The 21699-nt window shown below is 38.3% G+C and carries 19 protein-coding genes and 1 pseudogene; 13 read left to right on the top strand and 7 right to left on the bottom strand.

Annotation, left to right across the window (positions count from 1 at the left end):
* Window positions 1-99 precede the first annotated feature (99 nt).
* Window positions 100-540, bottom strand: coding sequence for a universal stress protein (locus KS419_RS14515; protein WP_217067113.1), 441 nt, complete (start codon window positions 538-540; stop codon window positions 100-102).
* A gap of 228 nt (window positions 541-768) precedes the next feature.
* On the opposite strand from KS419_RS14515, the gene KS419_RS14510 reads away from it, so the two are divergent.
* Both KS419_RS14510 and KS419_RS14505 read left to right on the top strand, forming a co-directional pair.
* The gene (locus KS419_RS14510) at window positions 769-1524 is read left to right on the top strand and encodes an SDR family oxidoreductase (protein WP_217067112.1); all 756 of its coding nucleotides are present in this window, start codon (window positions 769-771) and stop codon (window positions 1522-1524) included.
* Between the two features lie 53 nt (window positions 1525-1577).
* Window positions 1578-1961 carry a hypothetical protein gene (locus KS419_RS14505; RefSeq protein ID WP_217067111.1) on the top strand — a complete coding sequence of 128 codons (384 nt, stop codon included), beginning with the start codon at window positions 1578-1580 and terminating at the stop codon, window positions 1959-1961.
* Window positions 1962-2192: 231 nt separating this feature from the next.
* Here KS419_RS14505 and KS419_RS14500 read toward each other — a convergent pair whose 3' ends face one another.
* Entirely contained in the window at window positions 2193-3296 is a 1104-nt protein-coding gene (locus KS419_RS14500; RefSeq protein WP_217067115.1) for a M24 family metallopeptidase, read from the bottom strand.
* Between the two features lie 167 nt (window positions 3297-3463).
* Here KS419_RS14500 and KS419_RS14495 point away from each other — a divergent pair.
* Both KS419_RS14495 and KS419_RS14490 read left to right on the top strand, forming a co-directional pair.
* Window positions 3464-4140: pseudogene (locus KS419_RS14495) on the top strand (metal-dependent hydrolase).
* A gap of 243 nt (window positions 4141-4383) precedes the next feature.
* Window positions 4384-5691 carry a CBS domain-containing protein gene (locus tag KS419_RS14490; RefSeq protein WP_217067110.1) on the top strand — a complete coding sequence of 436 codons (1308 nt, stop codon included), beginning with the start codon at window positions 4384-4386 and terminating at the stop codon, window positions 5689-5691.
* A 133-nt stretch (window positions 5692-5824) separates the two neighbouring features.
* Here KS419_RS14490 and KS419_RS14485 read toward each other — a convergent pair whose 3' ends face one another.
* Window positions 5825-6124, bottom strand: a complete 300-nt coding sequence (locus KS419_RS14485; RefSeq protein ID WP_217067109.1) for a YtpI family protein — start codon at window positions 6122-6124, stop codon at window positions 5825-5827.
* Between the two features lie 116 nt (window positions 6125-6240).
* Here KS419_RS14485 and KS419_RS14480 point away from each other — a divergent pair, with 116 nt between their 5' ends.
* Window positions 6241-7179, top strand: a complete 939-nt coding sequence (locus KS419_RS14480) for a DHH family phosphoesterase (protein WP_217067108.1) — start codon at window positions 6241-6243, stop codon at window positions 7177-7179.
* A 97-nt stretch (window positions 7180-7276) separates the two neighbouring features.
* On the opposite strand, the gene KS419_RS14475 is transcribed toward KS419_RS14480, so the two are convergent.
* From KS419_RS14475 to ytrH, 3 genes are all read right to left on the bottom strand, one after another.
* On the bottom strand, window positions 7277-7465 hold the full coding sequence (locus tag KS419_RS14475; protein ID WP_217067107.1) for a YtzJ family protein: 189 nt from the start codon (window positions 7463-7465) through the stop codon (window positions 7277-7279).
* Between the two features lie 191 nt (window positions 7466-7656).
* A complete protein-coding gene (gene ytrI / locus KS419_RS14470; protein WP_217067106.1) occupies window positions 7657-8175 on the bottom strand; it encodes a sporulation membrane protein YtrI in 519 nt (172 codons plus the stop codon).
* On the bottom strand, window positions 8172-8510 hold the full coding sequence (gene ytrH, locus KS419_RS14465) for a sporulation membrane protein YtrH (protein ID WP_380087384.1): 339 nt from the start codon (window positions 8508-8510) through the stop codon (window positions 8172-8174). Before ytrH ends, ytrI begins: the two co-directional genes overlap by 4 nt.
* A 161-nt stretch (window positions 8511-8671) precedes the next feature.
* Between ytrH and dnaE the strand changes: the two genes are divergently transcribed.
* From dnaE to KS419_RS14425, 8 genes are all read left to right on the top strand, one after another.
* Entirely contained in the window at window positions 8672-12067 is a 3396-nt protein-coding gene (dnaE, locus tag KS419_RS14460) for a DNA polymerase III subunit alpha (RefSeq protein WP_217067104.1), read from the top strand.
* Window positions 12068-12152: 85 nt separating this feature from the next.
* On the top strand, window positions 12153-13391 hold the full coding sequence (ystJ, locus tag KS419_RS14455) for an NADP-dependent malic enzyme (RefSeq protein WP_343215069.1): 1239 nt from the start codon (window positions 12153-12155) through the stop codon (window positions 13389-13391).
* Between the two features lie 113 nt (window positions 13392-13504).
* Entirely contained in the window at window positions 13505-14167 is a 663-nt protein-coding gene (locus tag KS419_RS14450) for a FadR/GntR family transcriptional regulator (protein WP_217067103.1), read from the top strand.
* Window positions 14168-14323: 156 nt separating this feature from the next.
* The gene (accD, locus tag KS419_RS14445; protein WP_217067102.1) at window positions 14324-15187 is read left to right on the top strand and encodes an acetyl-CoA carboxylase, carboxyltransferase subunit beta; all 864 of its coding nucleotides are present in this window, start codon (window positions 14324-14326) and stop codon (window positions 15185-15187) included.
* 1 nt (window position 15188) lies between these two features.
* A complete protein-coding gene (gene accA / locus KS419_RS14440) occupies window positions 15189-16166 on the top strand; it encodes an acetyl-CoA carboxylase carboxyl transferase subunit alpha (RefSeq protein WP_217067101.1) in 978 nt (325 codons plus the stop codon).
* A 129-nt stretch (window positions 16167-16295) separates the two neighbouring features.
* Window positions 16296-17255 (top strand): 6-phosphofructokinase, encoded by a 960-nt coding sequence (gene pfkA, locus KS419_RS14435; RefSeq protein WP_217067100.1) that lies wholly within the window; start codon window positions 16296-16298, stop codon window positions 17253-17255.
* Window positions 17256-17431: 176 nt separating this feature from the next.
* Window positions 17432-19186, top strand: coding sequence for a pyruvate kinase (gene pyk / locus KS419_RS14430; protein ID WP_217067099.1), 1755 nt, complete (start codon window positions 17432-17434; stop codon window positions 19184-19186).
* Between the two features lie 263 nt (window positions 19187-19449).
* Window positions 19450-19851, top strand: a complete 402-nt coding sequence (locus KS419_RS14425) for an FxsA family protein (protein WP_217067098.1) — start codon at window positions 19450-19452, stop codon at window positions 19849-19851.
* A gap of 145 nt (window positions 19852-19996) precedes the next feature.
* Here KS419_RS14425 and ytvI read toward each other — a convergent pair whose 3' ends face one another.
* Window positions 19997-21115 (bottom strand): sporulation integral membrane protein YtvI, encoded by a 1119-nt coding sequence (ytvI, locus tag KS419_RS14420; protein WP_217067097.1) that lies wholly within the window; start codon window positions 21113-21115, stop codon window positions 19997-19999.
* Window positions 21116-21699: the final 584 nt, after the last annotated feature.

Below are 21699 nucleotides of genomic sequence, written 5' to 3'. Positions count from 1 at the left end.
TTCGGAAGTGACAACCGAAGTCAAAGAGCGGACTTCGGTTGTCATTCCTCCACTGCCCTACGCTCGTGACCATAGGCGTTTCCGCTTTTCTTATTTCCATTAGTCTTTCCTGACAATGAGGACATCGCACCGGGAATGCCTTGCAATATATTCGGAAACACTACCAATAAGAAAACGTTCCACTGCATTCAAGCCCGTTGCACCGGTGATAATTAAGTCCACTTCATATTTTTTTGCCACATCTTTTGAAATCTTCACTTTAGGAGATCCATACTCAATGATCATTGTAACATCAGAAACGCCTGCATCCATAGCCTGTTCCTTATAGTCCGTTAACAATTCTTCCGCATATTTCTCTGCATCGGAAAATATTAGTCTATCATAATGTTCAACAGCAGCAAAGGTCCTTGTATCTACCACATGAACTATAAGTAATTTCGCAGTATGCTCAATAGATAACATAATTGCCTTCTTTAAAGCCCGTCTAGCTTCCTCTGACCCATCTACAGCAACAAGAATTGTTTGATAATGAACAGACATAGTTTCAAACCTCCTCATAAGTGTGAAGATATTTTCCTAATTTTAGTATAACAAAACTGAAATGGAAATTGGGAAAGTTGAGTAAAATGCTACTAAATTGTCAAAATTATTAAATTTTATCTTGAGTTTGGGTCAATGGAGCAAGAGTTTTTACAAAAAGATGGATTCATCAGTATAATATATATAATTAATGATTGTTGAAATTAATAAATATGAAGGAGTGTTCCAATGCGCCACGCATTGATAACAGCTGGTTCAAAAGGGTTAGGAAAAAAAGTGACTGAGAGGCTATTACGTGATGGATTTTCGGTCACCGTACACTATCGGAGTGAAGAGGGAATGGAGGCAATAAAAGAGGAGTGGTCTACTTATGTTGGACAACTTCAGTTTGTGCGTGGGGATATCACAAAGAAAGAGGATTTAAGGAGAATCGCATTAGAAACAATGAACCGTTGGGGGCGAATCGATGTATTGGTTATGAATGCAGGTCCTTATGTTTTTGAGCGGAAAAAATTAATGGATTATTCAGAAGGGGAATGGCATGAAATGATGGACGGAAATCTCCATTCCGCTTTTTACTTATTCAAAGAGATAATTCCAATTATGAGAAAACAAAATTATGGGCGAATTGTTACTTATGCTTTTCAGGGTGCAGACCATACACCAGGATGGCTTTTCCGATCCGCTTTCGCTGCGGCCAAAGTGGGTCTTGTATCGTTGACAAAAACAATTTCAATTGAAGAAGCGGAGCATGGGATAACAGCAAATGTAATCTGTCCTGGAAAAATTGTTGGAAATATGAAAGAAGCCACAATAGAGGAATCACTACGGATAAAAGATAGTGATACCCCGATTGGCCGATCTGGAACTGGGGAAGATATTGCAAGAACTGTTAGTTTTTTATGTGACGAAAAGGCTGATATGGTGACAGGAGCAGTGATAGAAGTGACTGGGGGAATGGATGTCCTTCATCGTTACAGGTAAATTTTGTATAATTAACATTCATTCACCTCACACTAAATGGAGAGGTGATAAATGTGTATCACAAACTATTGATTAGTTTATCTGTAATTTCTATTATTTACATATCTTTTTACACTCCTGAAGGGAATGCACACTCTTGGTACACTCACTCTTACTTAAAGCTCACAATTGAGACAGATGAGGTTTTTTATGAGTGGGAATATGAAAACCCTAATTCGTTTGAATTTGAAAAGGGAAATCGTATTGTAAGGGGAGAGGAAGCGAAAGAGTCATTCGAAAACATGCTTTCAAAGTTTGATTTATCTGAAACAACAATTGATGATGAGGTTGTTTCCTTGCTGGAGCAGGAAGGATTATCACATATTAACAGAATAGTTATTCACCGCTTGGACTTTGATAATGGTTATAAAACGTGGTTGTGGAACAAAAAGGAGTGACAGAAAAAGGGCTGGGACACAATTAAAGTGTTTAACTGAGTATGGGATCAAGAAAAAATCATAGTGAAGGACTTCGCTCGTCGCTCGCCTGATAGGAGAAAACCGCTCCTGTCAGGCTTTTTAAAGATTGCGACGGCTACGCTCATTGCTTCGAGTGACTGTAAAAGTGGAAAAGCACCACTTTTTCATTACCCTCAAAACATCGAATTCCCAGTCTTTTACTTATGGTATTTAGTTCTTCTCAGGTACAATAGTTAGGACCTTTGGAAACTTAGTTAATGTTTCATATCCGGATTCCGTAATAAGGACATCATCTTCTATTCGAACCCCCACTTGATTGGGGATGTAAACTCCAGGTTCAATAGTAAACGTCATTCCAGGCATAAGTGGGGAATCATTTTTGGCATTCAAAGAAGGATATTCATGTACTTCAATACCAAGACCGTGTCCAATTCGATGAGGAAAATATTCTCCAAAGCCCTTTTTTTCCAGGATATTCCTGGCAGTGTTATCTAATGTGGAAATGGCATTCCCAGGTTTACACTTCTTTAAGGATGCTTCCTCCGCTTCCAGAACCGCTTCATAAATAGTCTGCTCTCTTTCAGTAACGTGATCAAAGAAAACCGTTCTTGTAATGTCAGAACAATAACCTTTCCATACGACACCGAGGTCAAAAAGGACAGAATCCCCTTTTCTTAATAATCTGTTCCCAGGTTTTCCATGGGGGTCTCCACCCTTCTCCCCAAATAAAACCATGGTGGAAAATGACATTTCTCGCACTCCAGCTTTTTTTAATTCGTATTCAATCTTTGCAAGAACTTCCATTTCCGAGATCCCTTCCTCAAGGGATTCGATCCCAATTTCTATACCAAGATCTGCGAATTTTGCAGCCTCCCTCAGTAGGGCAATCTCTTTTTCTGATTTGATAATCCGTTTTGATAGAATGGCATCGTCTCCTTCGACTAGATCAGCACTAGGAAAAAGATTGATCAGGTTTTTCACACGATCCCAACTTAATGAAGATTCCACTGCAATTTTTCGTGGAGCCAATTCTCTCGTGTGAAAGGCGTCTTTAATTTTTTCCCATGGGTTATCCGTATCACTATATCCAATAATTTCACCATTTGTAAAAATAGGTTTCACTTGATTAACTTCCATGTGAGGACAAATGAAAAAGGGATCACGGTCTTTTAGAATAAAGATTGCCACAATCCGTTCATGGGGATCTGTGTCAAATCCACTGTAATAAAAGACATTTGCCCTTGTCTGACACATTAAGACATCAATATTGCTACCATTCATCCACTGTCTTATTGCTTCTATTCTCTGTTCCAACAACACTATTACTCCCCCTTGAGTAGTTTGATATCTTCTTCATCTTATCTTACCATATGAAATATTTTTAATAGAAATATTTAAAATTAATTGAATAAAAAGGATTTTTCGAGGGTATCTAGTATTGATGTATAGTTAGTATATTTTGGAAAAGGGAGTTGATTAACGTGAAAGTTTCATTTCACGGTCATTCTGTAGTTAAGATTGAAACAGCTGGTAAGACTATTTTGATTGATCCATTTATTACAGGAAATGGTCTCACTGATTTAAAGACGAGGACTTAAATGTTGATGTCATTTTACTTTCTCACGGACATAATGACCATGTTGGAGATACAGTCTCCTTAGCCAAGAGGAGTAACGCTTTAGTTGTTGCACCGTTCGAGTTAGCTACATACTTAGAATGGCAGGGTGTTAATACTCATGGGATGCATATTGGTGGTTCCCGAAAATTTGATTTTGGTACTGTGAAATTTACATTAGCATTTCACGGGTCTTCTTATGAAGTGGACAACCAAATTATTTATACTGGGATGCCAGCTGGAATATTATTTACAGCACATGGGAGAACCATTTATCATGCCGGTGATACAGCCCTATTTGGAGATATGAAGATCATTGGGGAAAGGAACACCATTGATGTTGCCTTCTTGCCCATTGGGGATAATTATACGATGGGCCCTGATGATGCCTTAACTGAAGCGGAGTGGTTAAAAGCAAAACAAGTAATCCCAATGCATTATAATACTTTTCCGGTGATTAAACAGGACCCGGAATCTTTCGCCAGGAAAGTGAAACCGGGGAAAGGGGTAGTTCTTAATCCAGGGGAATCCTTAGAAATTTAATGGGATAAGGAATTATTTATTAGCAGAGTCTATTTAAGTGTACCTCCATTATGGACTCTGCTTGTTTTATATCACATAAATAACTCTGTTAAAGATGATAAACATTGTATGGCCTTAGTGTAGGTACACCACTCTATACTCCGCAAAATTCCTTGATGTCTGTGGATAACGGGATTATACTTGTAGTAGTACAGTTTAATTTGAACGTTAAAACAGATTTCAAATAAGGAAGTGAAATGCACGATGACAAAGCATGAGCAAATACTACAGCATATAAGATCATTAGAAGTGGGTAACAAAATCTCTGTTAGACAAATTGCAAAGGTCCTCGCAGTAAGTGAGGGAACTGCCTATCGTGCCATTAAAGATGCAGAAAATCAGGGCTTAGTAAGTACGATAGAACGTGTAGGTACAATTAGAATCGAGAAAAAACAAAAGGATAATATCGAACAGCTTACTTATGCGGAAGTGATTAACATTGTAGATGGACAAGTGTTGGGCGGCAGAAACGGATTGTACAAAACATTGAATAAATTTGTCATTGGTGCTATGAAAGCTGATGCCATGATGAGGTATGTGGAAGCGGGGAACTTATTAATAGTCGGGAACAGGGAACAAGTACATAAATTGGCATTAGAGGAAGGGTCTGCCGTTTTGATTACGGGAGGATTTGACACAAGTGATGACGTAAAGCAATTAGCAGATGAGTTGGATCTTCCAATTATATCAACGTCCTATGATACATTTACTGTTGCTACGATGATTAACAGGGCGATTTACGACCAGTTGATTAAAAAGGAAATCTTACTTGTGGAAGATATATTAATTTCAATTGATCAAACGAGTTATATGACTAATTCAAACACAGTGGAAAAATGGCATGAACTTAATACGAAAACAGGACATAGTCGATATCCAATTGTAGATGATGACATGAAACTTCATGGTGTGGTTACAGCCAAGGATGTAATGGGTGTCAGTCCATTTATCGAAATAGAAAAAGTAATGACAAAGCATCCCATTTCTGTAACAGCACAAACGTCGGTTGCTTCCGCTGCTCATATGATGGTTTGGGAAGGAATCGAACTTCTTCCTGTTATAGATAGCGGAAAAAGATTAATGGGTATTATAAGCAGGCAAGATGTGCTTAAAGCACTTCAAATGCTCCAGCGCCAGCCTCAAGTTGGTGATACGATTGAGGACCTTGTCACCAGACATTTCGAAGATATATCCAATTCACAGGAATATTGTTTCTTGTTGGAAGTAACACCACAAATGACTAATCATTTAGGTACTATCTCATACGGAGTTATTACAACAATCGTAACGGAAGCGGGAAGCAGAGTTCTGAGAAAATATAAAAAAGGTGACCTGGTTGTGGAGAATATTACGTTATTTTTTATTAAGCCTGTTCAAATTGAAAGTAAAATTAAAATACTTCCTCGCGTATTAGAAGTCGGTAGGAAGTTTGGAAAAGTAGATGTGGAATTATTTCATGAAGGGCAAATTGTGGGGAAAGCGATGCTCATGGCACAATTAATTGACCGTTAATAAGAAGTTGCTCAAACACCTCTACCACTTGACTAGGCATCTTTACTGGCGTAGCTCTACTAAAATCATATTATAAAAAGGGAATTGGCTTAAAAACCCATTCCCTATTATTCCTTTTAACATGAGAAAAAGATTAAGACTGTCTTTGTTCTATTTCTTTTCTTGCAAGTGGCAAGAAGGTTTTATAATGCTTCGCACCAAAGATCACATTTACAAGTCCGAATCCCACAAACAGGACAGTTACATAAGCTGAAACTTGTGTTCCAAGACTTAAATATGAGTTTATTCCAAAAGAGATAAAAAAAATACCAATTGCAATACTCCCTTTTGCGGAATACCAACGCCTTTCAGCAGGACCAGAAACACGGGATTGTTGGACCTTATAATAAACAAAAAACACCAATGAAAAGATAATTAAAACAATAAATATCATTTGAAGTTAACTCCTTATAATTTATTCCGATAGTTTAAAAGTTGTTTTCTTTAAGTAACGTAGCACAACTAGAGTAAAAAAAACAAGGTTAACCATTAAAAGTTAGGAGACATTTCATGAAAAAGAATATTTTAAAAAAAATTAGTGAATTTGAAACAGTTATCATTCATCGGCATGTTAGACCGGATCCTGATGCAATAGGTTCTCAGGCAGGATTAAAAGAACTGATTCTTCATCACTTTCCAGACAAAAGAGTTTTTTTAGCAGGTGAAGGGGAAGAGTCACTGGAGTTTTTAACAAAGATGGATGAAATTGATGATTTGGAATTTGAGAATGCTTTGATTATTGTGTGTGATACAGCAAATACAGAGAGAATTGATGATGATCGATATAAAAAAGGATCTTTTCTCATTAAAATTGATCATCACCCGAATATGGATGAGTATGGTGATTTAAACTGGGTTGATACGGAGGCTAGTTCCACCAGTGAAATGATTTGTGAGCTATTCCATGATGGAGAGGGGAAAACTTTCCCTGATGAGGGATCCCGTTTATTGTACGCTGGAATAGTAGGAGATACAGGCCGGTTCCGTTTTCCAAATACGACAGAAAGAACTTTTTATTGGGCAGCGAAATTAATTAAAGCTAATTTCAATGCAGCAGACTTATATGATTCCATGTATGAGACTTCTCTTCCGTTGATGCGACTAGAAGGATATGTATTATCTGAAGTGGAAATGAGGGAGTCGGGTGCTGCAGTTGTTTTCTTAACGGAAGAAATTCTAAATAAATACGGTGTATCGTCGCAGGAAGCTTCGGGTATTGTAAATGCCTTTTCCACATTAAAAGGAATTAAGGCTTGGGTATTTTTTGTAGAGGAACCAGATGTGATAAGAGTGCGTCTTCGGTCCAAAGGACCTGAAATTCATAAGTTGGCAGGTAGATATAACGGTGGTGGGCATCCTATGGCGTCAGGAGCATCTATCACAACTTGGGAAGAGGCGAAGTTATTCATTAAGGATTTAGATGAAGTATGTTCCACTTACACTTCTTAGCTAATGGTGTAGAAGGGTTCAACTAGCTTTGCAGGAATGGTGCGAATCATTCCTTCTCTTAGCCTTTAACAAAAAAAGGAGCGTAAGTTTTAATAAACTACGCTCTTTTTTCAGGTATAAACCAAGATCCTAAAGATGTATTGTCTTCAATTACATCAATGCCGAGTGTATGCAATTCTTTTCTGATTAGTACAGTCATTTCTTCGGTTTCTGCATAGGCAGAAAAACCAGCTTGAATATCTTTGACTTTGTTTTTTGCTAACTGAGTTCTACTCATTACATTCATTTCCTTCTGCCTCCTTGTCTGATTTACAAACAAAAGATAACATAAAGTTTATTAATGAAATCACAACATGTCATTTTTTTTATACTGCTCTAACAATAGTATAACCTGAAAAAGGGAAAAATGGTATAGTTAACTATTTGGAGGACATAGGGAAGAACCATCGTGACTTCAGCCATGGGTAAGGTCCCAACTTATCCCCTGTCTAAAGACGCAGGTTCAATTCGGACAAATAATTCCAGGGTAGTGTGTAAGATAAACTTCTCAATCTTTAGCTGATATTGCTTATCTCCCCCAACCCTGTATATTTTGTTTTCCACGGCTTTTTCCAATAAATCTCTAGAGGCAGCTACCGCTTCAATTTGCCTGTTCCTTATTTGCTCTAATTCTGTTTCAATTGCACCACGGAGATCGTGAATGGTCATTTCGCTTAAGTTGACTTCTTCTTCATTCAGAAATTCAACTTTGATTTCCTGAACTTTTAATTTATCTTGATTTTCTTGGCTTTGTTCATCTTGATCTTGTCTTAATATGTCAATTGTCCTTTCGTGTTTTTCGATCATACTTTTTTTATCGTTTAGTTCTAAGATTAATTTCTCGTGAACCATGCCGAAATGGTATAGGAAAAATAACCAGCCAATTAGCATACCGAGAATGATTCCAGCAAAAAAACGCTGCCATGATTTATCGTTATATAGTGGTGGAATTCTCATTTTATCCCCTCTTGCGTAATCCATTGAACGAGTAATGTTCCCGTATGTGCTCCACAAAGGGCTATAAAAATCATCATAATGGTTTTAAATATATCTGCGTGTGTCCCTTCAAAAATACCTCTTTCCAAACTGGATATAGCGTCGAAGGTCCCCCCTATAGCAGCTACGAGCGCCCATATTTTTAAACTGGAAGCAAGATCATACATGATAGAAAGGGGGGGTTTGCCAATTAAGTAAGCTCCAATTCCTCCAAGAATGGTTCCCCCTATAATTACTCCAAAGGCAACAAAATAATCAATAACTAAAGTAGCTAAAAAATCTCTATCCACGGAAATTCCCCTTTCTGACAACACCTCTTTGTACATTTTTATGGACAACTTGGCCAAGATATTCGGATGACCTTATAGATTTATAGAAAACATTCGTGAAAAGAACAGATGTTTGCGTTAGAATGGTAGTAAGATAAAGTTAAATTCTCCAATAGGGGGGGCGTATGATGGCATTTGTACATTTACATGTGCATAGTGAATATAGTCTTTTGAGAAGTACTGGAAAAATAGGGGAGTTGGTTTCCCGTGCAAAGGAAATGGGTTATAAAGCACTAGCCTTAACTGATGTGGATGCAATGTATGGGGTCATCCCTTTTTATAAACTATGCCAAAAAGAAGGGATAAAGCCAATAATCGGAGTAGAATTATCCTGTGCTTCGAATAATCAAGATGAAAAGGAAATAGTATCAGACAAGATCCTTTTTTTAGCAAGCTCTAATGATGGGTATCAATCGATCGTGAAACTTACGACAAAAGCCCATGAAAAACAAGGTAGACACGGTCCATATGTTACCTATTCAGAAATGAAGGAGTTTTCCAATGGAGTCATTGCGATTCTTCCTTTTTTGGAAAGTGCTGTCTCGAGGTTAATTACTTCGGGAGACGAAGAGGGAGCAACGAACTATTTTCAGAATTTACAACAAGTTTATAGCGAAAAGAATGTTTTCCTGGAAATTCAAAATCATTGGCGGCCAGAAGAACGGGAGACACTTCTAAAGATTACGGAATGGAGAAAAAATAAGGATGTTCCTCTAGTCGCAAGTAACCACGTTCATTACACTAGACAAGAGCAAATGGATGCCCATCGGGTAATTCAAGCTATAAGACTGGGGGAAAAATTAAATGATTTGCCTGACGATATCACATCCCCCCATTATTTTCTAAAGTCAGAAAAGGAAATGGGAGAATTATTTCGTGCTTGGCCAGATGCTTTGGAACAATCAAGTATCATTGCAGATCGTTGTAATGTTCAGTTGGATTTTGGAACGCCAATCCTACCACAATATCCAGTTCCAGAGGGGAAAGAAGCAAGAGAGTTCTTAAAAGAAACTTGTGTAAAAGGAGTTTCGGAACGTTATGAAAACCCTGGGCAATCGATTTGGAATCGATTGGAGTATGAACTTCAAATTATTTCTCAAATGGGATTTGATGATTACTTTTTAATTGTATCAGACTTTATGAAGTATGCTCATGACAATAAAATACTAACAGGTCCTGGGCGTGGTTCTGCCGCAGGGTCCTTAGTTGCTTATGTATTACATATTACGGATGTGGATCCCCTTCAATATGGATTGTTATTTGAGCGTTTTTTAAACCCGGAAAGGGTGTCAATGCCTGATATAGATATTGACTTCCCGGATGACCGTCGTGACGAAGTTATACAATATGTAAAAAATAAATACGGCAAAGGACATGTGGCTCAAATTATTACATTTGGTACATTAGCTGCGAAGGCTGCAATAAGAGATGTGGGGAGAGCCATGGGGATTGATTTACCAGTTATAGATCGTGTTGCAAAAAAAATCCCGTCCCGTCCTAATATAACGCTCGAAGACGCCTTAAAAGAATCTACAGAACTGAAGGAGATGATAAGTGGAGATGACCAGCTGAAGGAATTGTTTCAAATTGCATTTCATGTGGAAGGGTTACCTCGTCATTCTTCCATTCATGCTGCTGGAATTGTCATGAGTAAAAACCACCTGACAGATACCGTTCCTCTTCAAGAGGGGAATGATGGATTATATTTAACACAATATCCAATGGGTGTTTTAGAAGATTTAGGTTTATTAAAGATGGATTTTTTAGGATTGCGAAATTTAAGTTTTATTACTAAAATTCTTCAATTAATAAAAATTGACCAAGGTAGAACGGTTGAATTAAAAGATATCCCATTTGATGATCATGCCACCTTTCAACTACTTGGAAAAGGGGAAACGAGTGGAATATTCCAGTTGGAATCATCAGGAATGAAAAATGTTCTACGTCGTTTAAAGCCCACAGAGTTCGAAGACATTGTAGCAGTGAATGCTTTGTACCGACCTGGTCCTATGGAAAACATCCCTTTATATATTAAAAGAAAAAATGGAGAAGAAAAAGTTGTCTATCCCCATTCCGCATTAAAAGAAATATTACAGCCAACTTATGGTGTCTTAATATATCAGGAGCAAATCATGCAGATCGCTTCTGTGATGGCTGGTTTTACACTAGGAGAAGCTGACATATTACGCCGGGCAGTCGGGAAAAAGAAACGGGAAGTTCTAGAGCAAGTGAAAAAGCAATTTGTAGATGGTGCCAATAAAAAAGGATTTTCACAAGCTGATGCAGATCGAATGTATCAATTGATTTTGCGCTTTGCCAACTATGGGTTCAATCGAAGTCATGCTGTTGCTTATAGTATTATTGCCTATCATCTAGCCTATTTAAAAGCTAACTACCCTATAGAGTTCTTGTGTGCCCTGATGGGAACGGTGTCCCATCATCAAGAGAAGTTAGGGGAATACGTGGCGGAAGCGAAAAGACAGGGAATTACCGTCCGGCCACCTTCCATATCAAAGAGTGAAGGATATTTCACTGTGAAAGACGGAGAACTGATTATTGGTTTAGTAGCTATAAAGAATATTGGAATTCAAGCTGTAAATGAAATGATCAACGAGCGCAAGTTAAAACCGTTCTCTAGTTTATTTGACTTATGTGCGAGGGTACCGGCGAAGGTTTTACCAAAACGGTCCATCGATGCTTTAATTGTGGCAGGAGCATTAGATGAACTAGGGCCAGATCGTGCCCAATTATTGGCTAGTGTAGAAACTGCAATGGAATATGGGGAAAAAATCCAAGACCGTCAAAAAGGAATACAAACAGAATTGTTTTTAGAAGAAGAATCGGAACCAGAATATATTGATGTTCCACCTTTATCATCATCAGAACAATTAAGCTTTGAAAAACAGGTTCTTGGTTTTTATGCCTCCGGTCATCCAGTAGAATCGGAACTGCACATAGTAAATGGGTATGGAAGAGTCTCGATAATGGAAGCCAAAAGTGCCGCTTCGGAAGAAAGAGTAAGACTTTCATGTATGGTAGAGGAAGTTCGTGTTATTCAAACAAAGAAAAAACAACAAATGGCTTTTATCCGTGTATCTGATGAAACAGGTGAACTGGATATAACCGCCTTTCCATCACCTTTCGAACAGAATAGGCTAAAGCTACAAAAGGGAGAATTACTCTTTGTAGAAGGAAAAACCCAAGATCATCAAGGGGAAAGGAAATTGATTCTGGATAAATGTACAACTATTGAAAAATTAAAGAGGAAGAAGGAGGAGGAGAAACAACCGCTCCTTTATTTAAAAATAAATAGGTTGCATGAAAAAGATGGAAAACTAGATAAATTAAAGGAGCTTCTACAAGATCATCCTGGAACGGTAAGGGTAATTTTATTTTACGAAAGTACAAATAAAGCAATGCATCTTTCTGAAATGTGGAATGTTTCCACTGATGAAGGCACCTTATTAAAATTAAAAGCATTGTTAGGGCAAAAAAATGTTTTTCTAAAAGAACAAGGGGTGTAACTGATTTTTTATTTTGTTATAATAGAATTTGTCCGGGGAGTGGTCAGACCACTCCATTAAAGTGGAAAAAGGGAGAGTGGGGAAAGTGGCTACATTACGAGAAGAAGCATTACATATGCATCGGCTAAAAAAAGGAAAATTAGAAACGAGAGCGAAAGTAATGGTTCGTAATGCCAAAGACCTGTCGTTAGCCTATTCACCGGGGGTTGCTGAGCCTTGTAAGGAAATATTTGAGGATCCCCAATCTGTATATGAATATACAGTGAAAGGTAATATGGTTGGAGTAGTATCGGACGGTACTGCAGTTTTAGGTTTAGGTAATATTGGTCCGGAAGCGGCTATGCCTGTCATGGAAGGCAAAGCGGTCCTATTCAAGTCGTTTGCGGGAGTAGATGCGTTTCCAATCTGTTTAAACACAAATGATGTGGATAAAATTGTGGAAACAGTAAAGTTGCTGGAGCCAACATTCGGTGGAATAAATCTAGAGGATATTGCAGCTCCAAGGTGTTTTGAAATTGAGGAGCGGCTAAAAAAAGAAATGAACATTCCTGTATTCCATGATGATCAGCATGGTACGGCAATTGTAACAGCCGCTGGTCTGTTAAATGCTTTAAAAATCACCGGCAAGACCATGCAGGAGATTAAAGTGGTTGTCAATGGGGCAGGTGCAGCAGGAATCGCAATCATTAAACTATTAAAAAGTATGGGTTGTAAGGACTTTATCCTTTGTGATTCAAAGGGAGCAATCTTTGAGGGCAGGGGATATGGGATGAACGACCTGAAACATGAATTAGCTTTAGTTACTAATAGGGATAAAAAAGAGGGTAGTTTATCAGAGGTCATAAAAGGAACTGATGTTTTCGTAGGTGTATCTGTAGAAGGAGCACTAACAAAAGAGATGGTTCAATCCATGAATTCTGCTCCCATTATTTTTGCCATGGCTAATCCTGTTCCGGAGATTATGCCTGAAGATGCAAAGGAAGCAGGGGCAAGTGTTATTGGTACAGGTCGTTCCGATTTCCCGAATCAAGTGAATAATGTTTTGGCCTTTCCAGGTATTTTCAGGGGAGCTTTAGATGTCTACGCCACTCATATTAATGAAGAGATGAAGGTTGCAGCAGTTAAAGCGATATCTGATTTGATCTCTGATGAAGAACTTCATGTGGACTATGTTATTCCAGGTCCATTTGATCCAAGAGTTGCACCTGCTGTTGCTCGAAGTGTTGCCCAAGCGGCAATGGAAACGGGTGTAGCTAGACGAAAGGTTGATCCAGCGGAAGTGGAAAACCGAACAAAGGAACTGACAGCAATTACGGATAATTAAATTCAAGGAGTTTCAGAGAAGAGCTCTCCATGTTGGTTGTTTCTTATGGTTCATCTCTCTGATCTCCTTTCTGTTTTTAGACGGGATTGCTTTAGGAGGCACGAATTGGGAACATGGATATGAAAAATAAAGTTTATATGAATATCTTAAAAGAAATTGATCAAATCATTCACCAAGATCAATTATCTCCAGGGGATAAACTTCCGTCTGAGAGGGAATTGGCGGAAAGATTAGGAGTAGGTCGTTCCTCTGTGCGGGAAGCATTACGTGCCCTAGAATTGTTGGACTTAATCAAGACAAGAAAAGGGGAAGGAACATTTATTCAGCAGTCTGGAGGACACCGTTTAGCAGAGGTTCTTGCCAGTTTCTTTCTTCGTGACCAACGTGCAAAGCAAGATGTCAAGGAAACAAGAAAAATAATTGAGATTGAGGCTATTCGATTAGCTTGTCAACGTGTATCGCAACAACAATTAGATAAACTGGAAAACATACTTAACCAGTCAAAGGAAATATGGACTGGGGGAGACCTTCCAGTGGAGGAAGATTACTTATTTCATCAGACACTTGTGGAGTCAAGTCAAAATCAGTTGTTATTAAACATTTGGAGACCTTTAGTGAGATACAGTATGGTTGCTTTACGAGAGTCCTTGTCCAGATTAGGGAGGACGGAAGATTCAATGAAGGAACATGATCGTATTTTTCAAGCAGTAGCACGAAATGATGAGGCAGAGGCTGTTCGATCTATAAGAGATCACCTGGAAAAAAGTCGATTTTAATCGAAATATCTTGTGATCTGCTCCTAAGAGTTACCTTGAATTTATTTATACAACAGTGTATGATGAGGCATGCACAGGACATTATACGTATTTTCTTTATTTATTTACTATTAAAATAATAGAATAAATTTATATTTTATTTAAAGAGGTGAGATCGTGTTAAGGGATATATTTTCCAAGAAAAAGAAATATGCTACGATTCCTTCGGAGCAGGCAAAACAGGAAGTTCCTGAAGGACTTATGACAAAATGCCCGAATTGTAAAACCATTATGTATATAAAAGAGTTACGTAAGAATAAAATGGTTTGTGAAGGGTGTGGATATCATCACCGTTTGTCTGCCTATGAACGAATAGATCTCACATTAGATGAAGGTAGTTTTCAAGAATTTGATGTTGATATGATTGCGAAGGATCCCCTGCAATTCCCTGATTATTTGGAGAAATCTGCGCAAGACAGGGAGAAAACAAAACTGAATGAGGCAGTGGTAACTGGTGAAGGTACTATCCAAGGAGTTCCTACTGTCATTGGTGTAATGGATGCCAGATTCCGTATGGGAAGCATGGGCTCTGTAGTAGGAGAAAAAATCACAAGGGCCATTGAGAAGGCCATCGAAGGTGATAAATCGTTCATTATGTTTGCAGCATCTGGGGGAGCACGGATGCAAGAAGGGGTCTTTAGTTTATTGCAGATGGCAAAAACTAGTGCTGCATTAAATCAGTTGAATGAACGGGGATTATTATTTATAAGTGTATTGACCCATCCCACAACGGGAGGTGTTTCTGCCAGTTTTGCTTCGTTAGGGGACATTAACATCGCTGAACCAGGTGCATTAATTGGTTTTGCAGGCAGAAGAATTATTGAACAGACAATTCGACAGAAACTTCCGGACGATTTTCAAACAGCAGAATTTTTGTTGGAACACGGTCAGTTAGATCAAGTAGTTTCCCGACATCAATTAAGGGAGACATTAGGAACAATTTTGGAACTTCATCATCCCGTGAAAGGTGGGGAGGTATAAAATGGCTGATCAATTATCATTTGAAAAACCAATTTTTGAACTAAGAAATAAAATATCAGAGTTAAAGACGTTTACCGCAGAAAAGGGAATTGACTTATCTGGGGAGATAGAGAAACTTGAAAGTCGATTAGAGCAATTAGAAAAGGACATCTATGGAAATTTAAACCCATGGGAACGGGTTCAGATAGCCCGTCATAGTAAAAGACCGACAACACTAGATTATATAGAAAGATTATTTACTGACTTTCTTGAATTTCACGGGGACCGTTTATACGGTGATGATAAAGCTATTGTCGGTGGAATTGGAAGATTTCAAGGGCAAGCTGTTACAATTATTGGACATCAGCGCGGAAAAGATACTAAGGAAAATATAAAACGTAATTTCGGTATGCCGCATCCGGAAGGTTATCGAAAAGCATTACGATTGATGAAACAGGCTGAAAAATTTAAACGTCCAATAATTTGTTTTATTGATACAAAAGGTGCAGATCCAGGTATAGAATCGGAGGAACGTGGACAGAGTGAGGCTATTGCAAGAAACTTGATTGAAATGGCTGGTCTTCACGTTCCGATTGTCTGTGTTGTGATCGGGGAAGGCGGTAGTGGTGGAGCACTTGCTTTAGGGGTTGGAGATCGTATTTATATGTTAGAAAACTCCACCTATTCTGTTATATCCCCAGAAGGAGCAGCTGCACTTTTATGGAAGGATGCTTCTTTAGCTAAAAGAGCTGCAGAAACGATGAAAATAACAGCACCTGATTTATTGGAACTGGGTCTAATTGATGGGATGATTCCTGAAATAAGGGGAGGAGCCCATCGCGATGTGGATCAGCAGGCAAATGAAATTAGGGTTTATTTAGAAAAGTCATTGAAAGAACTTGGTAATATTAGTGAACTAGACCTGGTTCAAAAACGTTACGAAAAATTTAAGAATATTGGAGAAATTAACCATGTAAGCGGTCCCATCGCTGTTAAATAAGGACAGGCTTTCCTGATTTTCAGGAAAGCCTTATTATTGTCACTTTACCGACTATTGTTTTTAATATTTAGAAGTGTTATTTTAAACACATATTAAAATACATATGCAAGAAACAAGAGGTGAAGTAATTTGAAGCGTATTGGAATATTAACAAGTGGTGGAGATTCACCAGGAATGAATGCTGCAATCCGTGCCGTAGTTCGAAAGGCAATATACCATAATCTTGAAGTATATGGGATATACTATGGATATGCAGGTTTAATTAATGGAGATATTAAAAAACTTGAAATCGGCTCAGTAGGAGACATAATCCATCGAGGTGGAACAATTCTTTATACAGCAAGATGTGAAGAATTTAAAACGTTAGAAGGGCAACAAAAGGGAATTGAGCAATTAAAGAAACTTGGAATTGAAGCATTAGTTGTCATCGGTGGTGATGGTTCATTCCAAGGAGCAAGGAAACTGACAGAACATGGTTTTCCAACGATCGGAGTTCCTGGAACAATCGATAATGATATTCCTTGTACCGATTTTACCATCGGTTTTGACACAGCATTAAACACCGTAATCGATGCAATTGATAAAATTCGTGATACAGCAACATCCCATGAACGTACCTATGTTATTGAAGTAATGGGAAGGGATGCAGGTGATATCGCTCTTTGGTCAGGTTTGGCAGATGGAGCTGAAACTATTCTTATTCCTGAAGAACAATATAATATGGATGATATCATTGCCCGTTTACAGCGAGGGCGAGAGCGTGGAAAAAAACATAGTATTATTGTCGTTGCTGAAGGTGTAGGTTCAGGTGTGGATATTGGAAAGGAAATTCAAGATAAAACTAATTTTGAGACAAGAGTTACTGTCCTCGGCCATATTCAGCGTGGAGGTTCACCGACGGCATCAGACCGTGTCCTTGCAAGTCGTCTAGGAGCGCATGCAGTTGAACTTCTTTTAGATGGTCAAGCAGGGAAAATGGTTGGGATACAACAAAATCAATTAGTTTCTCATGATATAAAAGAAGCATTGTCCCAAAAACATGTCCTAGATCAACAAATGTATCAATTATCAAAAGAGTTGTCCATTTAAAAAATGATATAACCTTTTTCTTCTCGTGTTGATTATGGCCTGAATTTTATGATTCATCAGATTAACAGTTTCCAGAAGTGCTGGGACATTTTCAATTGTCCTGGCTTTCGTATGGGATAAAGAAGAATGGTAAAAAATAGATGCAAGTATGGATTGAAATTTGAGGAGGAAGAAAAGTGAGAAAAACGAAAATTGTATGTACGATAGGTCCTGCAAGTGAAACAGTTGAAAAATTAAAGGATCTTATGAGTGCGGGAATGAATGTATCCCGTTTAAACTTTTCACATGGTGATTTTGAAGAGCATGGAGCCAGAATAAAGAACATTCGAGAAGCGGCATTAGAGTTAGGGAAAAATGTGGCAATTTTACTGGATACAAAAGGTCCAGAAATTCGAACACAGACAGTTGAAGGGGGAGAAGTGGAACTTGTTCAAGGAAATTCTGTTAAGATTTCCATGACTGAAGTCGTTGGAACAGCTGAAAAATTCTCCATTACTTACCCAGGGTTGATTGAAGATGTACATGTAGGCTCAACTATTCTTTTAGATGATGGATTAATTGAACTAAAGGTTACGGAAATCGGGGACGGGGAACTTACAACGCAAGTGATCAACAGCGGTGTTCTAAAAAATAAAAAAGGTGTTAACGTTCCTGGAGTTAGCGTTAAATTACCGGGAATTACCGAGAAAGATGCAAATGACATCGTTTTTGGTATTGAGCAAGATGTGGATTTTATTGCCGCTTCTTTCGTACGTCGAGCATCTGATGTGTTAGAAATCAGGGAATTATTAGAAAAACATAATGCTGCTCATATTCAAATCATACCGAAAATTGAAAATCAAGAAGGTGTCGACAACATTGATGAAATTCTTGAGGTCTCAGACGGTTTAATGGTTGCCCGTGGTGACTTAGGGGTAGAGATTCCAGCAGAAGATGTTCCACTCGTTCAAAAAGAATTAATAAAAAAATGTAATAAGCTTGGGAAGCCAGTCATTACTGCTACTCAAATGCTTGATTCCATGCAAAGAAACCCTCGACCTACAAGAGCAGAAGCGAGTGATGTTGCAAATGCCATTTTTGATGGAACAGACGCTATCATGCTTTCAGGAGAAACGGCAGCGGGGACTTATCCTGTTGAATCTGTTCAAACAATGCATAATATAGCCGTTAAAACTGAAACAGCGTTAAAATATCATGACTTGCTCCGTAAACGAAGCAAAGAGAGTGAGCACACAATTACAGATGCGATTAGTCAATCTGTTTCTCACACTGCGTTAAACTTAACCGCATCAGCAATTATTACAGCAACAGAGAGTGGATATACTGCCAGAATGATTTCAAAATACCGTCCACAGTCTCCAATTGTAGCCATTACAAGTAATGAGCGAGTTTGTCGCGCGTTAGCACTTGCGTGGGGTGTATATCCAAGAGTAGGAACAAAAGCAGTTTCGACGGATGACATGTTACAACAGGCAGTGGATGGTGCACTTGCATCTGGAATTGTAAAACATGGAGATTTAGTTGTTATTACTGCAGGTGTTCCGGTAAATGAAACAGGAACTACAAACCTCATGAAGGTCCATGTGGTAGGAGAAGTGGCAGCAAAAGGTCAAGGTATTGGAAGAAAATCAGCTACTGGAAAAGTTGTTATAGCATTAAATGCTTCCGATGCATTAGAGAAAGTAACGGAAGGTGACATTTTAGTCACAACAACTACGGACCGGGATATGATGCCTGCCTTTGAAAAAGCTGGAGCAGTTATTACAGAACAAGGTGGTTTAACTTCTCACGCAGCAGTTGTTGGCTTAAGCTTAGGTGTTCCAGTTATTGTCGGAGTGGAGAAAGCTACAACCTTGTTTGTGAACGGAGAAGAAGTTACAGTTGATGGGCACCACGGTAACATATATAAAGGACAAGCTAGAGTACTTTAATCTGCTTAAATAGAGTTAACTGAAAAGGCCGGTATCGGCCTTTTTTTTAAGGTAAGAAAGAATAAGTTTTTGCACCTTCGGGCAAGTATTCTAGCTCCAGCGCCTACACTGCAGAGCAATGCTAGTAGAGGAAGACACATAGGCGCTTGCGCTTTTCTTTTGTATATTTTTAAATAAGACCTTGGTTTTGTGGAATAATGAAACATACTTTATAATAAGACGTATATATAGGTATAGACTACTGAAAGAAGGGACCAATCAACATGGGACGTATTTTTTTCTTGCTACTTATTATAGTACCGGCATTGGAAATTTGGGTGTTAATTTTATCAGGGAATTATATTGGGATTCCGGCAACGATTCTCTTAATAATATTAACTGGTATATTAGGTGCTGCCCTTGCGAAAAAAGAGGGTTTAAATGCAATTCGCACTGCTCAATTACAAGCATCCCAAGGACAAGTTCCTAGTGGTGTTTTACTGGACGGTATTTGTATCCTAGTAGGTGGTGTTGTCCTTCTTACACCTGGATTTATTACAGATGGAATTGGATTTTTCCTCCTTTTTCCACAAACAAGGGCAATTTTTAAAGGGTTCTTACGAAGAATATTCGAAAAAAAGATTCAGTCAGGAAATGTTATTATCCATACAAATCGTAAATGGTAATTATAGAGGTGGCGCCTTAAAATTTATGCGTCACCTCTTTTTTAAAAGGTAAGAAAGAATAAGTTTTTGCACCTTCGGGCAAGTTGTCTAGCTCCAGCGCTTTTATATAAAAGCAAGTTCTAAAGATGAAATAAGAAAATTCCAATTATCTTGGCACGCCCTTCACATATCCCACAAGTTCCTCAATAACACCTGCTTTTATTATCGACTGGATGAAAATTAGAACTGCAGGTCCCAGTAGAAGACCAACAACTCCAAAAAACTGATAACAGGCAAATAAAGAAACTAATAAAGCTAATGCTGGTATTCCCATATGTTTTGACATCACTTTTGGTTCTGCTAATTGTCTTTGTACGATGACTACTGCATATAGGATAGATAGACCGATAGATAAGGTCCAATGTCCGGAAACAAAGGCATAAAAGATCCAAGGCACAAATATCAAACCGGTTCCTAAATAAGGTAATAAATCAACAATTGCAATTAATAATGCAGTAGTGATGGCGTAATCTACACCGATGAATAAGAGCCCAATATATACAATAATTCCGGTAATAGAAACAAGTGTAATCTGAGCGAATACATACCCCATGATCGCTTGTTTCCACTGGTAAGTCATTCTATTAGCGACAATCTTTATCCGTTTAGGAATACGCTGTTCTAGCCATTGAATCATTACCGGCCAATCCTTTGTGATAAAAAAGGCACCTAACAGGGCAAAAAATAGTACTGTTACCGCATTAGGAAGGGCTAAAAGTAAATCAGTAAAACTATTTAACGTATTTTGAATAATTGTACCTAAATGAACACTACCAGTCTGTAGTAAATTCTCCAGTGACTGATGAATAGTAGTTTGCTGTTCTGTATTTAATTGGGAAGTAAGTGAAAGAATCCTTTCATAGAAAGGAAGAATTACCGTATCAAACCATTGATGCAATTTATCAAAACCATCTTGAATATAGTGTGGAAGTTCTTTCGTTAAATAAGTTAACCCAGCCACGATCTCTGCCACCAGTAATGAAATTGCTGCCAAGAATAGTATGATAAAAGAGAAAATAACAAAAAATACAGCTGATGTTCTCCTCCACCCTAGGTTATTTTCAATAAAATTAACGGCGGGAATAAACAAAAAAGAAATGATTAATCCGATAAAAAATGGATATAGGTAAATGATTAATATATAGGAAATGGTGATAATAAAAGATAACCAAAAAAGAACAATTAAAAAACGGATAAGACGTTGATAGCTGAGGTTATTTTTCATCTAACATCCCCCTTGAGACAAGCACTCTTATCTAAAAATATGTTTGTAGTTCTAAAATATGCTCGCCCTTTTTAAAAGATAAAAATGTATAAGTTTTTGCACCTTCGCGCATTGTCTAGCTTCAGCGCCTACTCGCATGGGAACTGTAAAAGTGGTGCTCTTCCACTTTTACAGTCCCTAAACAATGAGCGTAGCCGTCGCAATCTTTAAAAAGCATGATAGGAGTGGTTTTCTCCTATCATGCGAGCGACGAGCGCAGCCATTGCCATACAAATAAAAGGAATTGAAAAAGTGGTTTTAAACTTTTTCAGTTCCTTCTTAGTGGCTACGGGGCACTTCGGAAGTGACAACCGAAGTCAAAGAGCGGACTTCTAGTTGTCATTCCTCCACTGCCCTACGCTCGTGTTCAAAGGCGCTTGCGCTTTTCTTATTGTCTAGCTCCATCGCCTACTCGCATGGGAACTGTAAAAGTGGTGCTTTTCCACTTTAACAGTCCCTAAACAATGAGCGTAGCCGTCGCAATCTTTAAAAAGCATGATAGGAGTGGTTTTCTCCTATCATGCGAGCGACGAGCGCAGCCATTG

Origin of the sequence: Evansella tamaricis (assembly GCF_019042215.1) — a bacterium.
In the GTDB taxonomy this organism is placed as follows: domain Bacteria; phylum Bacillota; class Bacilli; order Bacillales; family Salisediminibacteriaceae; genus Evansella; species Evansella tamaricis.
The sequence above is the reverse complement of the archived record's forward strand: the minus strand, read 5'-3'. Positions and strand labels throughout refer to the sequence as shown.